This window comes from Dyella sp. SYSU CM1112, assembly GCF_058216415.1.
In genome coordinates, this window is record NZ_JBZEGI010000010.1 from 140,724 (window position 1) to 159,970 (window position 19,247).

Annotated in this window: 19 protein-coding genes and 2 tRNA genes; 4 read left to right on the plus strand and 17 right to left on the minus strand. The window is 58.7% G+C overall.

The genetic code is table 11. The features are described from left to right. Nucleotides 1–25 precede the first annotated feature (25 nt). From AC4HNJ_RS15050 to thrS, 10 genes are all read right to left on the minus strand, one after another. A complete protein-coding gene (locus AC4HNJ_RS15050; protein WP_490480406.1) occupies nucleotides 26–736 on the minus strand; it encodes a hypothetical protein in 711 nt (236 codons plus the stop codon). A 132-nt stretch (nucleotides 737–868) separates the two neighbouring features. After that, nucleotides 869–945, minus strand: a tRNA-Pro gene (locus tag AC4HNJ_RS15055). Between the two features lie 68 nt (nucleotides 946–1,013). Continuing rightward, nucleotides 1,014–1,370 carry a MerR family transcriptional regulator gene (locus AC4HNJ_RS15060; RefSeq protein WP_115493718.1) on the minus strand — a complete coding sequence of 119 codons (357 nt, stop codon included), beginning with the start codon at nucleotides 1,368–1,370 and terminating at the stop codon, nucleotides 1,014–1,016. Beyond that, nucleotides 1,351–1,653 (minus strand): integration host factor subunit alpha, encoded by a 303-nt coding sequence (ihfA, locus tag AC4HNJ_RS15065; RefSeq protein ID WP_115477488.1) that lies wholly within the window; start codon nucleotides 1,651–1,653, stop codon nucleotides 1,351–1,353. The genes AC4HNJ_RS15060 and ihfA overlap by 20 nt, the downstream gene beginning before the upstream one ends. 1 nt (nucleotide 1,654) lies before the next feature. Then, nucleotides 1,655–4,033 carry a phenylalanine--tRNA ligase subunit beta gene (pheT, locus tag AC4HNJ_RS15070; protein WP_490480407.1) on the minus strand — a complete coding sequence of 793 codons (2,379 nt, stop codon included), beginning with the start codon at nucleotides 4,031–4,033 and terminating at the stop codon, nucleotides 1,655–1,657. A 21-nt stretch (nucleotides 4,034–4,054) separates the two neighbouring features. Continuing rightward, on the minus strand, nucleotides 4,055–5,050 hold the full coding sequence (gene pheS, locus AC4HNJ_RS15075) for a phenylalanine--tRNA ligase subunit alpha (protein WP_490480445.1): 996 nt from the start codon (nucleotides 5,048–5,050) through the stop codon (nucleotides 4,055–4,057). 291 nt (nucleotides 5,051–5,341) lie between these two features. Beyond that, entirely contained in the window at nucleotides 5,342–5,701 is a 360-nt protein-coding gene (gene rplT / locus AC4HNJ_RS15080; RefSeq protein ID WP_490480408.1) for a 50S ribosomal protein L20, read from the minus strand. A gap of 16 nt (nucleotides 5,702–5,717) precedes the next feature. Further along, a complete protein-coding gene (rpmI, locus tag AC4HNJ_RS15085) occupies nucleotides 5,718–5,915 on the minus strand; it encodes a 50S ribosomal protein L35 (protein ID WP_019467379.1) in 198 nt (65 codons plus the stop codon). Between the two features lie 337 nt (nucleotides 5,916–6,252). Next, the gene (gene infC / locus AC4HNJ_RS15090) at nucleotides 6,253–6,777 is read right to left on the minus strand and encodes a translation initiation factor IF-3 (protein WP_325365840.1); all 525 of its coding nucleotides are present in this window, start codon (nucleotides 6,775–6,777) and stop codon (nucleotides 6,253–6,255) included. Between the two features lie 42 nt (nucleotides 6,778–6,819). After that, on the minus strand, nucleotides 6,820–8,721 hold the full coding sequence (gene thrS / locus AC4HNJ_RS15095; RefSeq protein ID WP_490480409.1) for a threonine--tRNA ligase: 1,902 nt from the start codon (nucleotides 8,719–8,721) through the stop codon (nucleotides 6,820–6,822). A 317-nt stretch (nucleotides 8,722–9,038) separates the two neighbouring features. On the opposite strand from thrS, the gene AC4HNJ_RS15100 reads away from it, so the two are divergent. Further along, entirely contained in the window at nucleotides 9,039–10,049 is a 1,011-nt protein-coding gene (locus AC4HNJ_RS15100) for an NAD-dependent epimerase (protein ID WP_490480410.1), read from the plus strand. Between the two features lie 77 nt (nucleotides 10,050–10,126). On the opposite strand, the gene AC4HNJ_RS15105 is transcribed toward AC4HNJ_RS15100, so the two are convergent. The 3 genes from AC4HNJ_RS15105 to uvrB all read right to left on the minus strand — a co-directional run bounded on the left by AC4HNJ_RS15105 (nucleotide 10,127) and on the right by uvrB (nucleotide 12,851). Beyond that, entirely contained in the window at nucleotides 10,127–10,576 is a 450-nt protein-coding gene (locus AC4HNJ_RS15105) for a HemJ family protein (RefSeq protein ID WP_490480446.1), read from the minus strand. A 63-nt stretch (nucleotides 10,577–10,639) separates the two neighbouring features. Next, a tRNA-Val gene (locus tag AC4HNJ_RS15110) sits at nucleotides 10,640–10,714 on the minus strand. Between the two features lie 106 nt (nucleotides 10,715–10,820). After that, on the minus strand, nucleotides 10,821–12,851 hold the full coding sequence (gene uvrB, locus AC4HNJ_RS15115; RefSeq protein WP_490480411.1) for an excinuclease ABC subunit UvrB: 2,031 nt from the start codon (nucleotides 12,849–12,851) through the stop codon (nucleotides 10,821–10,823). Nucleotides 12,852–13,006: 155 nt separating this feature from the next. Between uvrB and AC4HNJ_RS15120 the strand changes: the two genes are divergently transcribed. Then, complete coding sequence (locus AC4HNJ_RS15120; RefSeq protein WP_490480412.1) at nucleotides 13,007–13,549, plus strand: GspH/FimT family protein; 543 nt, start codon at nucleotides 13,007–13,009, stop codon at nucleotides 13,547–13,549. Nucleotides 13,550–13,558: 9 nt separating this feature from the next. Here the strand turns inward: AC4HNJ_RS15120 and AC4HNJ_RS15125 are convergent, their stop codons facing one another. The 4 genes from AC4HNJ_RS15125 to AC4HNJ_RS15140 form a co-directional block, all read right to left on the minus strand. After that, on the minus strand, nucleotides 13,559–14,065 hold the full coding sequence (locus AC4HNJ_RS15125; protein ID WP_490480413.1) for a TPM domain-containing protein: 507 nt from the start codon (nucleotides 14,063–14,065) through the stop codon (nucleotides 13,559–13,561). A gap of 1 nt (nucleotide 14,066) precedes the next feature. Then, nucleotides 14,067–14,951: a TPM domain-containing protein gene (locus tag AC4HNJ_RS15130; RefSeq protein ID WP_490480447.1), complete on the minus strand. Its 885-nt coding sequence runs from the start codon at nucleotides 14,949–14,951 to the stop codon at nucleotides 14,067–14,069. A 4-nt stretch (nucleotides 14,952–14,955) separates the two neighbouring features. Further along, the gene (locus AC4HNJ_RS15135) at nucleotides 14,956–15,576 is read right to left on the minus strand and encodes a LemA family protein (protein ID WP_490480414.1); all 621 of its coding nucleotides are present in this window, start codon (nucleotides 15,574–15,576) and stop codon (nucleotides 14,956–14,958) included. Between the two features lie 76 nt (nucleotides 15,577–15,652). Further along, nucleotides 15,653–16,027 carry a diacylglycerol kinase gene (locus tag AC4HNJ_RS15140; RefSeq protein ID WP_490480415.1) on the minus strand — a complete coding sequence of 125 codons (375 nt, stop codon included), beginning with the start codon at nucleotides 16,025–16,027 and terminating at the stop codon, nucleotides 15,653–15,655. A 252-nt stretch (nucleotides 16,028–16,279) separates the two neighbouring features. On the opposite strand from AC4HNJ_RS15140, the gene AC4HNJ_RS15145 reads away from it, so the two are divergent. Together AC4HNJ_RS15145 and AC4HNJ_RS15150 are read left to right on the plus strand one after the other, a co-directional pair. After that, a complete protein-coding gene (locus tag AC4HNJ_RS15145) occupies nucleotides 16,280–17,827 on the plus strand; it encodes a peptide MFS transporter (RefSeq protein ID WP_490480416.1) in 1,548 nt (515 codons plus the stop codon). A 91-nt stretch (nucleotides 17,828–17,918) separates the two neighbouring features. Then, on the plus strand, nucleotides 17,919–19,193 hold the full coding sequence (locus tag AC4HNJ_RS15150; RefSeq protein WP_490480417.1) for an ATP-binding protein: 1,275 nt from the start codon (nucleotides 17,919–17,921) through the stop codon (nucleotides 19,191–19,193). Nucleotides 19,194–19,247 lie beyond the last annotated feature (54 nt).

The following is a 19,247-nucleotide window of genomic DNA, read 5'->3' on the forward strand; positions in this document are numbered from 1 at the left end:
GCAAAGTTGTTTTTCTCAGCCACACTTACTTGACTCGTCCAGTAGTTGCCACCTTGCCGCGCTTTACCTTCTTAACGCCCGTTATCTTTTTCACCGCAGCACGGCCTTGCTTCGTTACATCATCCAGACCTTCATGCAGGCGCCTCACACGCATCTGCTCCCGGAACGCCGCCGCATAGCTTTTCAACTCAAGTTTCTGCTTGGACGTAAACCCCGATTCACGCTCCAGATGCGTCTCCATCCGATGCAACAAGTCGTAATCGTGATAATCACGATATGGCTTCAAATCGAGATCCGCCGGGACTTTCCGCAAGCGTTCGTCGCCAATCTTCTTTACGTACTTCTGCATGAAACGGTCATACTCCTTCCAGGTGATGCCTTGTGCGTGCACGGCCGCTTCGTCGGCGCGCGTAGCAATCTGATGCGCATGCAGGTAATGCAAGCCAAGCTGATCAATAAGCGTTTTCTCCACTTCCTCATGCAGGATAAGGAAACGATCCACCTCGATGGTCCGGCGGCGGAAGGTAAATGACGTGGGCAGATGACGGTCGATATAGATGGTTTTGCCGTCCTGGCTGTAACCGGCGAGATAAGGGATGTCGTGACGGCGATCAAGTTTTTTGACACGACGCAAAATGGCATCGAGCGCACGATCCATCATCAACGATGAGATATACCAATCCGGGGCCTTCAGTTTGGCGTGTGGTGCATTGGGGTGACAGCTGGCCGACGGCATGTTGCGTCTCCTCTCTATGCGGGCAGGGCATCTTGGATGCCGAGACTAGCGTGTTGCCCGGTATCGCGCGCGGAGAAGCGATGCCATGAACGAAAAACGGCGCCTTAAGCGCCGTTGATTCGTCCTGCGAATTGGTCGGGGCGGCCGGATTCGAACCGACGACCCTTTGCCCCCCAGGCAAATGCGCTACCAGGCTGCGCTACGCCCCGACTGATTCAGCAAAGAAAAAAAGTATAACAGTTCCGGCCGTCGCGCCGGTAGGGTTGCCCGGATGGCGTCAACGCCGCAACAACGCCAACACTTCCTCCAGTTCCATGCGCACCTGGCGCACGATCTGATGCGACATGCTGGCTTCCATCCGCGCCTGCGGACCTTCCAGGCGCGCCCGCGCGCCGGTGATGGTGAAGCCTTCGTCGTACAGCAGGGAACGAATCTGGCGAATCATCAGAACGTCGTGGCGTTGGTAGTACCGCCGATTGCCGCGACGCTTGACCGGATTGAGCGCAGGAAATTCCTGCTCCCAATAACGAAGCACATGCGGCTTCACCCCACACAACTCGCTTACTTCGCCGATCGTGAAGTAACGTTTGGCTGGGATGGCGGGCAGTTCGGTGTTATTCCCCTGATCCAGCATAGCCCTCGACTCTCACCTTGAGTTTCTGCCCTGGCCGGAAGGTCACCACACGGCGGGCGGAAATCGGAATCTCCTCGCCCGTCTTGGGATTACGCCCCGGTCGCTGGTTCTTCTGCCGCAAATCGAAGTTGCCGAATCCTGACAACTTGACCTGCTCGCCTCTCTCCAACGCTTCGCGGACGACCTCGAAATAGGCGTCCACGAATTCTTTTGCTTCACGTTTGTTAAGACCCACCTCGAGGAAGAGGCGCTCAGCCATTTCCGCCTTCGTCAGCGCCGCCATCTCACCCTCGCAATCTCGCCTCGCATGCAGCCTCCAACGCCGACACCGTATTTTGGACACAACGGTCGGCATCGTCGTCGGTAAGGGTGCGGGAAGCGTCCTGCAAAATCAAGCCCATAGCGAGACTCTTTCGGCCCGCTTCGACCCCTTTTCCACTATAGCGATCAAACAGCCGCAGCTCTGCCAGGACCGTGCCCAGTGTGTTGCGAACGGCCTGCTCGATCTGTGACCAGCTCACCTGTTCAGGTACGTCCACGGCAAGGTCGCGACGCACGGCCGGGAAGCGCGGCACCGGCTGGGCCTTCGGCAGGCGGCGGCCAAGTAGCGGCTCCAGCGCCAGCTCCAGCACGTGTACGTCCGTCCCAAGATCCAGGGTCTTGGCGAGGCGCGGATGCAAGGCGCCCAGGTATCCCACCGTCTCATTGTCTCGCGTAACGCGTGCCGCACGGCCAGGATGCAGCCACCCAGGCAGGGCATCGGCATGTACCGCCCACCGTTGCGGTTCACCGCTCCAGGCGATCAAGCTGTCGAGATCACCTTTGAGATCGAAGAAATCCAGCGGCCTGGCAGGCTCGCCCCATTGCTCGGCGCGTGCATGCCCGCTGGCAACGATGGCAAGACTCGGTGTTTCCTCGGGCGGATCGCCCGCCGCAAATACTCGCCCGAACTCGAACAGGCGCACGCGATCCTGTTGGCGCGCACGATTGTGCGACAGCGCGTCGAGCAACCCGGGCAACAGCGATGGCCGCATGACGGCCAGATCGGCCGACAGCGGGTTGGCGAGTGGCACTAGCCGCTCGGTAAGGCCCCACTGTGCCAGCAATGCGTCACTGACGAAAGCCAAGTTTACCGCTTCGTAGTACCCACGTGCCGCCAGTTGCTCGCGCACCGCCAGTGGGTCGAGGCGCGCTTCCGGCTCCGTCTGCAGTGCCAACGCGCCTTCCGGTGTGTGCGTGGGAATGCGGTCATAGCCATAGATGCGAGCCACTTCTTCGATCAAGTCTTCCTCCAACTCGATGTCGAAGCGGCTGCTCGGCGCCGTGACTCGCCACCCTTCCTCGATGGTTGCAACGTGCATGCCCAGTGCGGTGAAAATGCGCGCGACCTCGGTATCGGCCACTTCCACACCCAGGACACGTCGCAGCCTCGTGCGACGCAGCGTAACCGTGGCCGGCTTGGGCAGGTCGGAAGGATTCTCGGCCACGAGCACAGGACCAGCGTTGCCGCCCGCAATAGATAGCAGCAACTCCGTAGCACGCTCCAGCGCACGGCGCGGTAACTCGGGATCTACGCCACGCTCAAAGCGATGCGAGGCATCCGTATGCATGCCCAGCTTGCGCGCACGCCCCATGATCGCCGCCGGAGCAAAATGTGCCGATTCCAGGAAGATATTTTGCGTGGCATCGATGACACGCGAATCGAAGCCTCCCATCACGCCGGCAACGGCCAGCGCCTTCTTGTCATCTGCAATCAGCAAGAAGCCGTTGTCCAAGGTGACATCGGACCCGTCGAGCAGCTTCAGGGTTTCACCCTCGCGGGCATGCCGCACGACAACGTCACCGTCGAGCTTATCGTTATCGAACGCATGCAGTGGCTGGCCGAGTTCGAGCATCACGTAATTGGTGACATCGACCACTGCGCTGATCGGACGTAGACCGGCGCGGCGAAGGCGCTCCGCCAACCACAGTGGCGTGCGCGCGGCGGGATGGATGCCCGTGATGATTCGTCCCAGGTAACGCGGTGCATCCTTGCCTGCTTCAAGGCGGATGCCTCGGCGCGCATCACTGGTGACTGGCGCCTCAGCGCGGGCAGATACTTTCACGCTACTACCGAACAAAGCGGCAACATCATGCGCGAGGCCAAACAAGCCAAGGCAGTCCGGGCGATTCGGTGTGAGCTTGAGTTCGATACTGGCGTCGGGCAGGCCGAGGTAGGTAGCGAGTGACTGCCCTACCGGGGCATCTGCAGGCAATTCGAGCAAGCCGGAGGCATCGTTATCGACACCCAGTTCCCTGGCTGAACAAAGCATGCCGAACGACTCCACGCCGCGTAGCTTGGCAGCCTTGATGACGATGCCATTCGGCAGATGGGCGCCCACGGTGGCCAATGGAACTTTCATACCTACGTGCGCGTTCGGCGCGCCGCAGACGATCTGTAGCAACTCGCCTGTACCAGCCTCGACCTTACACACTTTGAGGCGATCAGCCTCCGGATGTTTTTCCGCGCTGACGATCTCGGCGACCACTACACCACCGAGGTTTTCACCCAGCGGCGTGAGTTCTTCTACTTCCAGGCCAGCCATGGTCAGCGCATGCGCCAGTGTGTCACGGTCTGCCTTGATCTCGACCAGCTCTCGCAGCCAGTTTTCGGAGAATTTCATGTATCGATTCCTAAGACAGAATCAGGCAAATTGCTTGAGGAAGCGCAGGTCGTTCTCGAAGAACGCGCGCAGATCGGAAACGCCATAGCGCAACATGGCAAAACGCTCGACGCCCAGGCCGAAAGCGAAACCGGTGTAACGCTCAGGATCGATACCGCAATTCTTCAATACACGCGGGTGCACCATGCCGCAGCCCAGCACCTCCAACCAACGCGTGCTGCCGTCTTCGGCGTCCCAGCGGATGTCAACCTCCGCGGACGGTTCGGTGAAGGGGAAGTAGCTAGGACGGAAACGCATCTCGAAATCGCGCTCGAAAAAGGCGCGGATGAATTCGGCCAGCGTACCCTTCAGATCGGCAAAGCTGGAGGTTTCATCCACCAGCAGGCCTTCGATCTGATGGAACATCGGTGAGTGCGTCTGATCCGAATCGCTGCGATACACCTTGCCGGGCGCGATGATGCGGATCGGTGGCTGGCGTCCTTTCATCGAACGGATCTGCACCGGTGACGTATGAGTGCGCAGCAAGCGCCCGTCGCCGAAATAGAACGTGTCGTGCATGGCACGTGCCGGATGATGCGGTGGAAAGTTCAAGGCCTCGAAGTTGTGCCAGTCATCTTCGATTTCCGGACCGTCGGCGCGCTGGTAACCAAGACGCGCAAAGATCGCGGCAATGCGTTCGAGCGCGCGAGTGATGGGGTGAATACCGCCGCGTTCGCCATCACGTCCCGGCATGCTGATGTCGAGCTTTTCAGAAGACAGGCGCCGATCAAGCTCAGCCTGCTCCAGCGTCTGCTTGCGTCTGACCAACGCATCGCTGAGGTGATCTTTCAGCCGGTTCACCTCGGCGCCGCGCGCCTTGCGTTCTTCCGGCGATAGCGTACCCAGCGTCTTCAATGCGGCAGTGACGATACCGTTCTTGCCGAGCAGGCTTACGCGCAGCGCATCGAGTGCTTCGAGCGTGTCGGTCTTATCGATTTCCGCCAGCGCGTGGCTGGCGCGGCTATCCAGGTCTTCCATTCGTGCAGTCCCGGTTTGATTCATATGGGTTCCCTCTGTCTAGACCTTTCACGAAACTTCAATTTCGCCTCACCGTCTTTTCCGTGAAAACAGGAATCCATTGCTACTCACTACATCGGAGCAAATGGATTCCCACTTTCGCGGGGAAGGACAGCGCAGAAGGAAGATTTTTTGAAGCGTATCTTCCCGCTGCGTCCAGGGATAGCAGCACAGAGAAGCCCAAACAAAACGGGGAGAAGGCTTCAGGCCTTCTCCCCGCTTGATTCACATCATCTCGTCAGTGCTTGACGATCAAGCGGCCAGACTGGCCTTCGCCTTTTCTGCGATGGCTCCAAACGCCTTGATGTCGTGCACGGCAATATCAGCCAGCACCTTGCGATCCATCGTGATACCAGCCTTCGCGAGACCGTTGATCAGACGGCTGTAGGAGAGGCCAAACTGACGGGCAGCCGCATTGATACGGACGATCCACAGGGCGCGGAACTGGCGCTTCTTCTGCTTGCGGCCGATGTATGCGTACTGGCCAGCCTTGATGACGGCCTGATTGGCAACGCGGAAGACCTTGCGACGGGCATTGTAGTAACCCTTCGCGCGGCCGATGATTTTCTTGTGACGACGACGGGCGGTAACGCCACGCTTTACACGAGCCATGGTTCAGTCCTCCGCCTTAGAGATACGGCAACATGCGTGCCACACCCTTGGTGTCGCAAGCCTTGACGTGATTGGTAGCGCGCAAGTTGCGCTTACGCTTGGTCGACTTCTTGGTCAGAATGTGCGACTTGAATGCGTGGCCGGCCTTGAACTTGCCGGACGCGGTCTTGCGAAAACGCTTCGCCGCCGCGCGATTGGTCTTGATCTTGGGCATGGGATGCTCCTTGATGGGGATCGGAACCCCGGTTTCTGACTGATCTGGCGGCAAGCCCGTGGGCTGCGCTTTCCTTCCTGCCAGGATCGGTTCACGACCCATCCTTGCGGGTCGAACCGGCGATTATACGGAGATCAGCAGACTAAAACCAGCCTCAAGAGCTGGCCTTCTCACGCAATCAGGGTAGCTGGGAAAACCCATGCCGCCGGCATGTCCTGCCTCGGAGCGTCCCGATTCCGATAAGAGACACTATGAATTGCGCTGGAGACTGAGGTGAAGCAATTCCTCACCCCACCCTCCCCCGAAAGGGAGAGGGAAAAGCCTCGACAATCGGCGCTTATTTCTTCTTCGGCCCGATCATCATGACCATCTGGCGACCTTCCAGGCGCGGAAAAGATTCAACTACGCCGTTCTCGCCCACATCCTCCTGGATCTTCCTGGCCAGATTTTGGCCCAGGTCCTGATGGGACATCTCGCGGCCACGGAAGCGGATAGTGACCTTGACCTTGTCGCCCTCCTCCAGAAAGCGAAGCATGTTACGGAGCTTGATCTGGTAGTCGCCCACATCCGTGACCGGACGGAACTTCACTTCCTTGATCTCGACCTGCTTCTGCTTCTTCTTGGCAGCCTGCGCCTTCTTCTGGGCTTCGAACTTGAACTTGCCGTAGTCCATGATGCGGCAGACCGGCGGATCGCCGTTGGGTTGGATCTCGACCAGGTCGAGTCCCGCTTCCTCGGCAGCGCGGAGCGCTTCGTCGCGAGTCAGGATGCCGAGCTGCTCGGAATCCGGTCCAATCACACGTACGCGAGGCACGCGGATCTCATGGTTGCGACGGTTACCCTTAGTTTCTGTGGTGGCGATACCACTATCCTCCAGAAGATGTTGCAGAACGGCCGGGCGGCATCAATGCCGCGTCTCGGCCTCCAGACGTTCGACGAAACTGGCCAGCGGCATGCTGCCTAGATCTTCGCCGGAGCGCATACGCACGGAAACAGCACCCGATTCCTTTTCGCGATCGCCGACCACAAGCAGGTAGGGCACTTTCTGAAGCGTATGTTCACGGATTTTATAGCCGACCTTTTCGTTGCGCAAATCGGCCTGCACGCGGAAGCCTTTGTCGACAAGGGTTTGCGCGACCTGCCGGACATACTCCGACTGTGCGTCGGTGATACTGAAGACGGCCGCCTGTACGGGAGCCAGCCACGTCGGCAGGTTGCCGGCATGATGCTCGATGAGAATGCCAATGAAGCGCTCCATCGACCCGACAATGGCCCGGTGCAGCATGACCGGATGCCGGCGCTGGCTGTGCTCGTCCACGTATTCCGCGCCAAGCCGCTCCGGCATCATGAAGTCGACCTGCATGGTGCCGACTTGCCAGGCACGGCCGATCGAATCCTTCATATGATACTCGATCTTTGGACCGTAAAACGCACCCTCACCCGGCAGTTCCTCCCATTGCACGCCAGCAGATCGCAATGCGGCGCGCAGGGCATCCTCGGCGCGATCCCACACCGCATCACTGCCGATACGTTTGTCGGGACGCAAGGCAATCTTCAATGCAATATCGTCGAAGCCGAAATCGGCATACACCTTCATGGCCTGCTGATGGAACGCAGTCACTTCCGATTCAATCTGTTGTTCCGTGCAGAAGACGTGACCATCGTCTTGGGTAAACGCACGCACGCGCATGATGCCGTGCAACGCGCCCGAAGGTTCGTTGCGATGGCAGCCACCGAATTCGCCATAACGGATAGGTAGATCGCGGTAGCTGTGCAGCGAGGTGTTGTAGATCTGTACATGCCCTGGACAATTCATCGGCTTCAGCGCATACGTGCGCTTTTCCGATTCCGTGAAGAACATGTTCTCCTGGTAGTTGTCCCAGTGGCCGGACTTCTTCCACAGGCTCACATCCATGATCTGCGGGCCACGTACCTCCTGGTAACCGCTCTTGCGATAGACGCCACGCACGTATTGCTCGACCGCCTGCCAGATGGCCCAGCCATTGGGATGCCAGAACACCATACCCGGCGCTTCTTCCTGCTGATGGAACAGATCCAGCGCCTTGCCGATCTTGCGGTGGTCTCGCTTCTCGGCCTCTTCCAGCTGATGCAAATAGGCCTTGAGATCCTTGTCGTTGAGCCAGGCCGTGCCATAGATGCGCGTCAACATCGCGTTGTTGGAGTCACCGCGCCAATACGCGCCGGCAACCTTCATCAGCTTGAACGCGCGCAGCTTGCCCGTATTCGGCACGTGGGGGCCGCGGCACAGATCCGTAAATTCGCCTTGCGTATAGAGCGAGAGCTCTTCGTTAGCTGGAATGCTTTCGATGATCTCGGCCTTGTACGCTTCACCGATGCCACGGAAGAACTCTACCGCTTCATCGCGCGACTTCACGCTGCGCGTCAGCGGCAGCTGTTCCTTCACGATCTTTTCCATCTCCGCTTCGATCTTTGCCAGATCGTCCGGCGTGAAAGGACGCTCGTACGCAAAGTCATAATAAAAGCCGTTGTCGATCACCGGCCCAATCGTCACCTGGGCACCAGGGAACAGTCGCTGCACAGCCTGCGCTAACAGGTGGGCCGTGGAGTGACGGAGAATTTCCAGTGCCTCCGGACTTTTTTCCGTGACGATCTCGAGACTCGCATCGCGGTCAATGGTGAAACCCGCATCGACCAACTTGCCGTCCACCTTGCCAGCCAAGGTGGCCTTGGCCAGGCCGGCGCCAATGGAGGCAGCCACGTCCTGCACCGTGACGGAATGGTCAAAGGGGCGTTTGCTGCCGTCGGGTAGCGTAATTTCGATCATGTCGATACCTAAACTTCAAAGAGCTTACTCTTCATTCAAGAGTCCGGCCCCGGATGGCCGGTTTGCCGCTCACCCACCGGAGAGCGGGCAAAAATAAAGGCGCCACGCGCCCTCTTCAATGTTCAAGGATACAAGGCGTGGCGGACTATCAGTGCTGGAAGCTCGTAGTTGTCATGTCACACACTCGACCGGCACCTGGGCGCGGGCCACCTTGTCCTCGAAGATTGGGAGCTAACGCCAGTTGAGCGCAGCGATGCTATCAATTTAGCGACGACCACCCAGCTATACAATAGGCAACTCACCTCAAGGACATCGCGATGCGCGTACTCGTCACCGGCTCGGCCGGATTCATTGGTGCCGCCCTCACGGAACGCTTGCTGGCCCGGGGCGATCAGGTCTACGGCATCGATAATCACAATGACTACTACGACCCGTCGCTGAAAGAAGCGCGCCTGGCACGCTTCAATGCACATCCGAGCTACATCCACCTGCGCGGCGATCTGGCCGACGCGGCAACGCTGACCCGCGCGTTTCACGATTTCCAACCGCAACGGGTAGTCAATCTGGCCGCACAGGCTGGCGTACGTTATTCGTTGAAGAATCCCCACGCTTATGTACAAAGCAATCTTGTGGGTTTCGTCAATGTGCTGGAAGCCTGCCGCCACGGCCAAGTCGAACACTTGGTCTACGCCTCATCCAGCTCTGTCTATGGCGCCAATCGCAAGCTGCCGTTCGCAGTGGAAGATGCCGTCGACCATCCGGTCAGCCTGTATGCCGCCAGCAAAAAAGCCAATGAGCTGATGGCACACACCTACAGTCATCTCTACGGCCTACCCACTACAGGCCTACGCTTTTTCACGGTCTATGGCCCATGGGGGCGTCCGGATATGTCGCCGATATTGTTCGCCGACCGTATCCTGCGCGGCGAGCCCATCGATGTTTTCAACTACGGCAACCATAGTCGCGATTTCACATACGTCGACGACATCGTGGAAGGCGTGATGCGCACGTTGGATCACGTCGCCCAACCTGACCAAGGTTATGACCCGACGCAGCCAAATCCCGGCACCTCGAACGCCCCCTACCGCCTCTATAACATCGGCAACGACCAGCCCGTGCAACTGATGCGTTTCATCGAACTGATGGAGCAGAACCTGGGACACACGGTCGAAAAGCGGTTATTACCGATGCAACCGGGTGACGTCCCCGATACCTGGGCCGACGTATCCGCGCTGCGCCGTGATGTGGGATATGCGCCCCATACGTCGATCGAAGAAGGCGTGGCGAAGTTCGTGAAGTGGTATCGCGAATATCACCACATCCATTGAATACGCATGCAACTGCTCACGTGCAAACCCACTGGCTTATCCAGCATTCCGTGAAATCGGGAATGCTGGACGCAAACTCAAAACGGCTTGGCCAGCACCAGATAAAGCACACCCAGCAGCAATAGCACCGGCAATTCATTCAACCACCGCAGGGCGCGCGCGGAAGGCAACGCTCCACCTTTCTCGCTACGCTTGAGCAATCGCCCCACCCCTATGAAATAGACCAGCAGGATCACCACCAGGCCAAGCTTGGCATCGATCCAGTGCATCGAACCCGTGACATTCGGCAGCGCATGAGGGAATACCCGCCAGCCTTGCCACAGCGCCAAGCCCAACAAAAAGGCCAGACCGAATAATTGGTGCCCAAAGCGATACAGCCGACGCCCCATCAGGCATAGCCGCGCTTTGACTGCGGCATCGCCGCCTACCTCAGCCACGTTCACCAGAATCCGCGGCAGATAGAACACCGCCGACATCCAGGCGATGACGAACAACACGTGAAACGTCTTGACCCACACATAGACCATGCCCGTCTCCCAATCCCTAAACAAAAAACGGCGTGCCACAAAGCACGCCGTTTTAGCTGGAATTGGTGGGCGGTACAAGGATCGAACTTGTGACCCCTTCCATGTCAAGGAAGTGCTCTACCGCTGAGCTAACCGCCCTAAGGCTCGCCCGGCAAGCCGCGCGAGCCGCGTAGTGTACTGGAAGGCCGAAGAATCTGTCTACGATCTAACCACAAAACACCGACCCAGGAGACATGGCTGGAAGTCAGCGCTGCGCCTGCCCGCGCAGCTGATGAATGCGATCGCGTAGCCGGGCTGCCTCCTCGAATTCCAGATTCTCCGCATGCCTGCGCATATCGGCTTCCAGCCGCTTGATCATCGTCGATGCCTGTTCAGCATCCAGCCCGGCGTACTCGGCCGCTTGTTCGGCCACCGCCGCGGCTCGGCCTCGGGCGGATTTCCCTCGCGAGCGTCCGGGAACGTCGCTACGCGCGCCTTCCATGATGTCGGCAATGCGGCGCACCACGGACTGGGGCGTAATGCCGTGTGCCTCGTTCCAGGCTACCTGCTTCTCGCGACGGCGATTGGTCTCGTCCATTGCCGCGCGCATGGAGCGCGTGATTTCATCCGCGTAGAGAATGGCCCTGCCGCGAATGTTACGCGCCGCACGACCAATGGTCTGGATCAACGAGCCGCTGGATCGCAGGAAACCCTCCTTGTCGGCATCGAGAATGGCCACGAGCGACACTTCCGGCATATCCAGGCCTTCACGCAACAAGTTGATGCCGACCAGGACGTCGAACTCCCCCAGGCGCAGGTCGCGAATGATTTCTACGCGTTCCACCGTTTCGATGTCCGAGTGCAGATAGCGCACCTTCACATCGTGCTCACTGAGATATTCGGTGAGGTTTTCGGCCATGCGCTTGGTGAGCGTCGTCACCAGCACACGATCACCTATCGCGATACGCTTTTTCGCCTCGCTGAGCAGATCGTCGACCTGTGTTCGCACCGGACGCACTTCCACCTGCGGGTCGACCAGGCCGGTGGGACGCACCACCAGTTCCACCACCGCATCGCCGGATTTTTCCAGCTCATATTTGCTTGGCGTGGCCGAAACAAAAATCGTGCGCGGCGCGCGGCGCTCGAACTCCTCGAACCGCAACGGGCGATTATCCATCGCCGACGGCAAGCGAAATCCGAACTCCACTAAGGTCTCCTTGCGTGAGCGATCGCCTTTGTACATGGCGCCAAGCTGCGGCACCGTTACATGCGACTCGTCAATAACCAGCAACGCATCGGGCGGCAGATAATCGAACAGCGTCGGCGGCGGCTCCCCTGGCGCGCGGCGCGTAAGATGGCGCGAATAATTCTCGATGCCTTGGCAATACCCGACTTCAGCCATCATCTCGATGTCAAAACGCGTACGCTGATCGAGGCGCTGCGCCTCAACCAAACGATTTTCCTTATAGAGCCATTCAAGACGCTCTTTCAATTCGACCTTGATGGTCTCGATGGCATTGAGCACGCTTTCGCGTGTACTGGCGTAATGTGTTCGTGGATAAACGGTATAGCGCGGTACTTTTCGGATCGTTTCGCCGGTCAGCGGATCGAACAGGGAAAGGTTTTCGACCTCGCCATCGAAGAGTTCGATGCGCAACGCCTCGCTTTCCGATTCCGCCGGAAACACATCGATGATTTCGCCGCGTACGCGATACGTACCACGACGCAGCTCCATTTCATTGCGGGTGTATTGCAACTCCGTCAACTGACGGATCAAGGCGCGCTGCTCGATGCGTTCGCCGCGCGCCAGAATGAGACGCAAGGATAGATAGTCTTCCGGATCGCCCAGGCCATAAATGGCCGACACCGTGGCGACAATCAAGGCATCCTTGCGTGAGAGCAGCGCCTTAGTCGCCGCCAATCGCATCTGCTCGATGTGATCATTGATCGATGCGTCCTTCTCGATATAGGTATCCGAGGCCACAACGTAGGCCTCCGGCTGGTAGTAATCGTAATAGCTGACGAAATACTCCACCGCGTTATGCGGGAAGAATTCCTTGAATTCTCCGTACAGCTGCGCTGCCAAGGTCTTGTTCGGCGCAAGCACGATTGTGGGCCGCTGCACCTGCGCAACGACGTTGGCAATGGTGAAGGTCTTGCCGGAACCCGTCACGCCTAGAAGTGTCTGCGCGGCAAGCCCGGCCTCGAAACCCTCGATCAGGCGTTTGATAGCGTTCGGCTGGTCCCCAGCGGGTTGGTAGTCAGAAACAAGTTCAAAGCGGTCACGATCAGTCATACGCCTACTCTGCGGGCATTTCGACAGATTTTAAATGCCATGTACTGACACAACCTGTCAGCAAGGTCTGACATGGCCTCTCCCCGTCGGCGATTGGCTCGGAAAATAAAACGTCTAGCATGGCCTGCATGAAACCAAGCCAGACAAGGACAGGCATGCAAGGCAGAACGAACGGATTTGGCCTCATTGAGCAGATCGTTGCGCTCGTCGTATTGGCGGTACTCGCCACGGTCGCCACCCCCGTGTTTCACCGCATGGCGGAAAAACATGAGCTGCGCGTGGCCCAGACGGATTACATCGTCGCCTTGCAGCACACGCGCAGCCTGGCGGTGAATGAACAACGACGCATGATCCTCTGCCCCAGCCGAAATCACCTGACTTGCAGCAGCGACGGCAACTGGAACGATGGCTGGCTGATCGGCCGCGCCGACCTGAATGACAACGGCCAGGTGCTAGGAGCACCGCTCTACACTGGAGGCCAGTATCGGAACAGCCTGATGATCTCCGGCACGGCAGGCCGGAAATACGTCTGGTTTGGTCCGGAGGGCAGCGCTGTCAACACTAACCAAAGCTTGCTCTTTTGTATAAAAGACCAACCACAACACGCACTGGCGATACGCATCAGCCTGGAGGGACGCGTCCGGGGCGAGGTACTTCAAAACAATGACACCTCCGGATGCGCCGCCACCGAGGACTGAACGGGTACATCAAAGCAACACCGGTTTGTCCGGCAGTTCATCCGGACGCGCCCTGCCGTGACTTGGGAAGTGACTCGCAAGTAATGCATGCACGTCGGCAATCCCACGCAGAACGCCAGCGTGCCACTGCCCTGCAACGAAACTTTCCTGCATCCGTGCACAGATTGCGGCCCACTCATCCGCGCCAACGCGGCGGGCGATCCCACGATCGGCTACCACTTCGATGCGATGTTCGGACATCAACATGTAAAGCAGTACACCGCAATTGTGTTCGGTATCCCAGACGCCGAGTTGCGCGAACACCTGCCGGGCACGCGTGGTAGCGTCAAGTCCGGTCAATACTGCAAGCGGGTGAAGGCGCGATTCGATCGCGAACCGCACTTCGCCCAAATGCGTGCGCTCGCCATCGGCGATCGCCTCGGTCATGGCGTCCAGCAGCTCCGCTGAAAAATAACGGCGTACCTGAAACCAGCCGCGGAAGAGGTTCACCCAAAGGCGCTGGACCGGCATGCTCATTTCACCAACTCCCCGAGGCGCCGCCGCCACCAAAACTGCCGCCCCCGCCGCTGAATCCGCCACCCCCGCCAAATCCGCCACCACCGCCGAAACCGCCGAAACCGCCGCCACCAAATCCCCCCCAGCCACCGCCGCCAATAAAGCGGCCAGCACCTGCCGGAAGCAGCATGAAGAACGCGCCGAGAATCGCCCCGAGCAAGGCAATGCCCATGGATGCCAGCATCCAAAGCAGGCCACCGATCACCAAGCCGCCCAATGGTGCGCGGATAAATGCCGGCGCCCTTCCCAATATGCCTCGCATGACGATCAAAGCGAACAGCGCAAGGAAAAACACCCCTTGCAAGCCCTGCCCGTGCCGCTCGGGCTCGCCGCCGTGCACTGGCGGTGGCAACGGTTCGCCGTTGATCAGCTGGGTCAATGCGGCAACGGCGTCATTGATGCCGCCTACATAATCGTTATTGCGAAACTTCGGCGCGATGTATTCACGGATGATGCGCGCGCACGCTGCGTCGGGAATCGCACCCTCCAATCCATATCCCACTTCGATACGAACCTGCCGGTCGTTCTTGGCGATAAACAGCAGCACGCCGTCATCGACACCATGCCGTCCCAGCTTGTTCGCTTCGGCAACGCGCAGCGAATAATCATCGATGTCGTCGGGCTGCGTCGTCCCAACCATCAGCACGACCAATTGCGCGCCCTTGCGCTTTTCCAGATCCGTGAGTTGCGCATCAAGCTGATCGATTTGCTGCGCCGTGAGCGTTCCAGTGAGATCGGTAACGTGGCGCGTCAACGTCGGTACGGCGGGCAGATCGTCAGCATGCAGTGACCACGGCGACAGCATCGCTATCGCCACGATCATCCCCAGGAGCAGCCAGCGCCGCATCACGTCAGTGTGTCGAAGTGGCTGGAGCCGGCGTGCCAGTGCCGAAATCCACCGTCGGCGCCGTGGAAATGGCCTTTTCGTTTTCCACGCTGAAATTCGGCTTGACCTTGTAACCGAACATCTTGGCAGTGAGATTGTTCGGGAAAGTACGAATCAATGAGTTGTACTGCTGCACGGCCTGGATGTATCGATTGCGCGCCACCGCAATACGGTTCTCGGTACCCTCCAGCTGCGCTTGCAAGTTCTGGAAGACGCCATCTGCCTTCAGATTGGGATAGCTCTCGCTCACTGCCATCAACCGGGACAAAGCGCCGGTCAGCTGTCCCTGCGCCGCCTGGAACTTGGCCAAAGCCTCCGGATCGTTCGCCAGTTCTGGCGTAACCTGGATGCTCCCCACGCGTGAGCGCGCCTGCGCCACTTCGTTGAAGACCTTGTCCTCGTGCGCGGCATAGCCCTTTACCGTATTTACCAAATTAGGCACCAGATCGGCACGGCGCTGATATTGATTGAGCACTTCCGACCATTGCGCCTTGACCATCTCATCCTGCTTCTGGATGGCGTTGTAGCCACAACCGGAAAGCGCGAACACAAGCAACATCAACGCAACGAGACGCAGGGTTTTCATCGGGGCACTCCTTTCCTGTGAGCACCCATTGCAGCATCCGGCATCCCCGAACGCAATCCGCCCTTAAATGCTTTGCTTAAAACCAGCGTGGCCCGAGGATCAATCCCCAGCTCAGCACAACCAGTACCAGCAGCATAAATACTGCTGCCGAGCCCATATCCTTGGCGCGACCGGCCAGCTCATGGAACTCCGGGCTGACCTTGTCGACCACAGCCTCGATCGCTGAATTAAGCAGCTCCACTGCCAGGACCAGGATCACCGGGGAGACCAGCGCAATCTTCTCCAGCGCACCGTTTCCCAGCCATAGGCCGACGGGGACCAGAATTACCGTCAGCATAGCCTCAAGCCGAAACGACGCCTCATGCCGCCACCCGGCCCGCAGGCCGTTCATGGACCAACGAAAGGCGCGCCAGAGTTGGCGCGGATCCCCGCGAAAGCCACTACCGGGCATAGCTTGAAAAGCTGGCCGAAAGGAAGGTTACGGCGTATTTCGGCATGGCGAGAGAACGGCTCCGGAAGGGGGCGGCAAGCGCGCCATGATGCCACAAGGCAGCGATCCGGACGGACACACCGCAGGTTTTTCCTGTCGCATTGCAACTTCAAGCTAATGCCGGATGGGGTACCCTTCGCCGATTGTGCCTTGCCAAAGGCGCTTAAAAACAGGTCGATTTCGACCCGGCAGTACACGTTTACGGAAATATCTATGGCAATTCAAGCTCGCCCCGTTTCACAAACGCGCTCGTTCAGCACGGTGTTCCTGATCGAGATGTGGGAACGCTTCGGTTTCTATGGCATGCAGGTGCTGATGGTCACCTTCATGATGAAGAGACTGGGCTTCATCGACACCAAGGCAAACCTGGTCTGGGGCGCTGCCACTGCATTGATTTACGCTACGCCGGCGATCGGCGGATGGATCGGCGACAAATTGCTCGGCACGCGCCGGACCATGCTGATGGGCGCGGTGATTCTTGCCGTGGGCTATGCACTGCTTTGGCTGCCTTCCGACCATGCAGTGGTCACCTACGCGGCCTTGGGCGTGATCGTGGTCGGTAATGGATTCTTCAAGGCCAACGCCGGCAATCTCGTGCGCAAGATCTACGAAGGGGAAGACACCAAGATCGATAGCGCGTTCACCATCTACTACATGTCCGTCAACATCGGCTCGATGATTTCCATGACGCTCACGCCATGGATCCGCGATGTTGTCGCACAGAAGTATGGCGATTCGATGGGCTGGCATACCGCTTTCGGTGTCTGCTCGATCGGCCTTTTGCTGGGCCTGACCAACTACATCTTCATGAGCCGGACACTTGCCCATGTCGGTTCGCCCGCGGATAGCAAGCCTGTCGACAAGAAACGCTTGCTGGCAGTGATGATTGCCGCGATCGCAACCGTCTTTGCCTCGATCCTCATCCTGCAAAGCGAAACCGTTGCACGTTGGGGCATCGTGATCGCGGGCATCGGTATGTTTGCTGTCTTCATCTACATGATTACGGTAAGTCACCGAAGCGAGCGCGCCGGCATGATCGCGGCGCTCGTGCTCGTCGTGCAGACCATCTTTTTCTTCATCTTCTACCAGCAGATGTCCACGTCGCTGAATCTGTTCGCGCAGCACAATGTGGACTTGAACTTCAGCATTTTCGGCATCCATCTGTTTACCTGGATTCCCGAGCAATACCAGAACCTCAATTCGATCTGGATCGTGGTGCTCAGTCCAGTACTCGTATTCATCTACAACTCGCTCGGCCGCTTGGGCAAGGATCCTTCCGTCGCCGCCAAATTCGCGTGGGGATTTGCGGCCGTCGCAATCGGATTTTTCATTTACGGAATCGGCGCAAAATCCGCGGTCAATGGCCAGGTTTCCTCCTGGATCATGGTCTGGGGTTATGGCCTGTACTCGCTGGGCGAACTACTGGTGAGCGGTCTTGGCTTGGCCATGATCGCCCGTTACGTTCCCGAACGCATGGGGGGTCTCATGATGGGTACCTACTACGTCGCGGTCGGCATTTCGCAGTATCTGGGCAGTGTGGTGGCGAACTATGCGCACATCCCGCAAGGCCTTACCAATCCGCTGCAATCGCTGGCCATCTATACCAACCTGTTCAACAAACTGGGTTTTGTCGGCGTGGCCTGCACGCTGATTGCCATGGCCGTCCTGCCGATGATGAACCGCCTGTCCGCCACGCATTCCGGCACGGCCGGGTCCGAGCCATTGCCCGCCGTGCGTAGCGAGGAATTCGACGCGCCTTGAAAACCAAGAGCCAGTCTGAAAAGGGCGTGCTACACCAATAGGGTAAACAGGCCCTAAGCTCGCCCTTCATTCCCTGCCTCCGCCTCGGTTCATGACGCTGCCTTTCAAACAACCCATCGGTCCTTTCGCGCTGACCCGCACACTGGCATGGCTGCGTTTGTGCGCCATTGCCGGACAAAGCATGACCGTGCTGGTAAGCGTCTGGTGGCTGCGGATAAACATTCCCACGCTGTCTCTCCTGCTGGGCATCGACCTGCTCGCCGTGTTCGCGGTTTTCGCGGCATGGCGTATCAGCCAACCGTGGCCGGTACGGGAATGGGAAACGGTTTGCCATATCGTGGCAGACACCTTGGTGCTTAGTTACCTGCTGTACTTCACCGGCGGCGCAAGCAATCCATTCATTACCTTGCTGCTTGTGCCGATCGCACTAAGCGCGGCCTCCCTTTCCGTGCATGCTGTGCTTGCCATCGCCGCCATCGCCGGAGCTGCTTACCTGGTACTGCTGCGCTGGCATGTGCCGCTGCCGCTGAACGAACTGATGGTGAACGATTACGGTTTCTCGTTGCATGTCGCCGGCATGGCTGTGAATTTCGCGATCACTGCGCTCTTGCTCGGCTTCTTCATCAACCGGCTCGCTACCGCAGTGAGATTGCAGCAATTGGAAGTGCAGCGCGTACGAGAACGTGCCTTGCGTGACGAAGGAATCCTGGCCATCGCCACGCAAGCGGCCGGTGCAGCGCATGAATTGAATACGCCGTTGTCCACCATGCGTACACTGCTGCCCGAGCTACGGCGGGAGCATGCGGGAGACCATGTGCTGGCCGAAGATCTGGCCCTGCTGGAAGGACAGGTCGAGCGTTGCCGAACCATCCTGCGTGAAATGGTTGCTTTCGGAAAAGCACAGCTTTCGCAAGAATCTGAACACCTCACCTTGGCCACCTTCATTCATGGTTGCGTAGAGCGCTTTCAGTTGCTTCGTCCAGAGGCGGAACTGACGCTGCTTGTCCAGCCGAAGCTGGAGTCCTTGGCGCTTCGCACTCCACCAGGTTTGCGTCATGCCTTGCTCAACTTGCTCAACAACGCCGTCGACGCATCGGCACTGCACGACTCGAATGAAGTCATGCTGGAAATTCGCCGCGAAGGCGCGTGGCTGGAATGGATCGTGCGCGACCATGGCCCGGGTTTCCCACTCCCCGGCTCGCCTGCAACCCTTGGTGAAAGCGACAAGCAAAGCGGCCTGGGTATTGGCCTCGCGCTCGCCGAAGCGACCGCGGAACGCCTGGCAGGGGAACTGATCGCCGTCAACACCAAGCACGGCGCGGAAATGTGCCTGCGTTTACCCCTGAGCGCCATCTCAGAACATTGAGCTTCCCACCGTACCGTTCGCGTTACGAGCGCTGTTTTATTGCCACTCTGCTTC

Excerpts from the sequence above, each read along its gene's own strand:
- AC4HNJ_RS15050 (WP_490480406.1), bottom strand. The coding sequence starts at position 736 with ATGCCGTCGGCCAGCTGTCACCCCAATGCACCACACGCCAAACTGAAG.
- AC4HNJ_RS15060 (WP_115493718.1), bottom strand. The coding sequence starts at position 1,370 with ATGCTGGATCAGGGGAATAACACCGAACTGCCCGCCATCCCAGCCAAA.
- ihfA (WP_115477488.1), bottom strand. The coding sequence starts at position 1,653 with ATGGCGGCGCTGACGAAGGCGGAAATGGCTGAGCGCCTCTTCCTCGAG.
- pheT (WP_490480407.1), bottom strand. The coding sequence starts at position 4,033 with ATGAAATTCTCCGAAAACTGGCTGCGAGAGCTGGTCGAGATCAAGGCA.
- pheS (WP_490480445.1), bottom strand. The coding sequence starts at position 5,050 with ATGGAAGACCTGGATAGCCGCGCCAGCCACGCGCTGGCGGAAATCGAT.
- rplT (WP_490480408.1), bottom strand. The coding sequence starts at position 5,701 with ATGGCTCGTGTAAAGCGTGGCGTTACCGCCCGTCGTCGTCACAAGAAA.
- rpmI (WP_019467379.1), bottom strand. The coding sequence starts at position 5,915 with ATGCCCAAGATCAAGACCAATCGCGCGGCGGCGAAGCGTTTTCGCAAG.
- thrS (WP_490480409.1), bottom strand. The coding sequence starts at position 8,721 with ATGATCGAAATTACGCTACCCGACGGCAGCAAACGCCCCTTTGACCAT.
- AC4HNJ_RS15100 (WP_490480410.1), top strand. The coding sequence starts at position 9,039 with ATGCGCGTACTCGTCACCGGCTCGGCCGGATTCATTGGTGCCGCCCTC.
- AC4HNJ_RS15105 (WP_490480446.1), bottom strand. The coding sequence starts at position 10,576 with ATGGTCTATGTGTGGGTCAAGACGTTTCACGTGTTGTTCGTCATCGCC.
- uvrB (WP_490480411.1), bottom strand. The coding sequence starts at position 12,851 with ATGACTGATCGTGACCGCTTTGAACTTGTTTCTGACTACCAACCCGCT.
- AC4HNJ_RS15120 (WP_490480412.1), top strand. The coding sequence starts at position 13,007 with ATGCAAGGCAGAACGAACGGATTTGGCCTCATTGAGCAGATCGTTGCG.
- AC4HNJ_RS15125 (WP_490480413.1), bottom strand. The coding sequence starts at position 14,065 with ATGAGCATGCCGGTCCAGCGCCTTTGGGTGAACCTCTTCCGCGGCTGG.
- AC4HNJ_RS15130 (WP_490480447.1), bottom strand. The coding sequence starts at position 14,951 with ATGCGGCGCTGGCTGCTCCTGGGGATGATCGTGGCGATAGCGATGCTG.
- AC4HNJ_RS15135 (WP_490480414.1), bottom strand. The coding sequence starts at position 15,576 with ATGAAAACCCTGCGTCTCGTTGCGTTGATGTTGCTTGTGTTCGCGCTT.
- AC4HNJ_RS15140 (WP_490480415.1), bottom strand. The coding sequence starts at position 16,027 with ATGCCCGGTAGTGGCTTTCGCGGGGATCCGCGCCAACTCTGGCGCGCC.
- AC4HNJ_RS15145 (WP_490480416.1), top strand. The coding sequence starts at position 16,280 with ATGGCAATTCAAGCTCGCCCCGTTTCACAAACGCGCTCGTTCAGCACG.
- AC4HNJ_RS15150 (WP_490480417.1), top strand. The coding sequence starts at position 17,919 with ATGACGCTGCCTTTCAAACAACCCATCGGTCCTTTCGCGCTGACCCGC.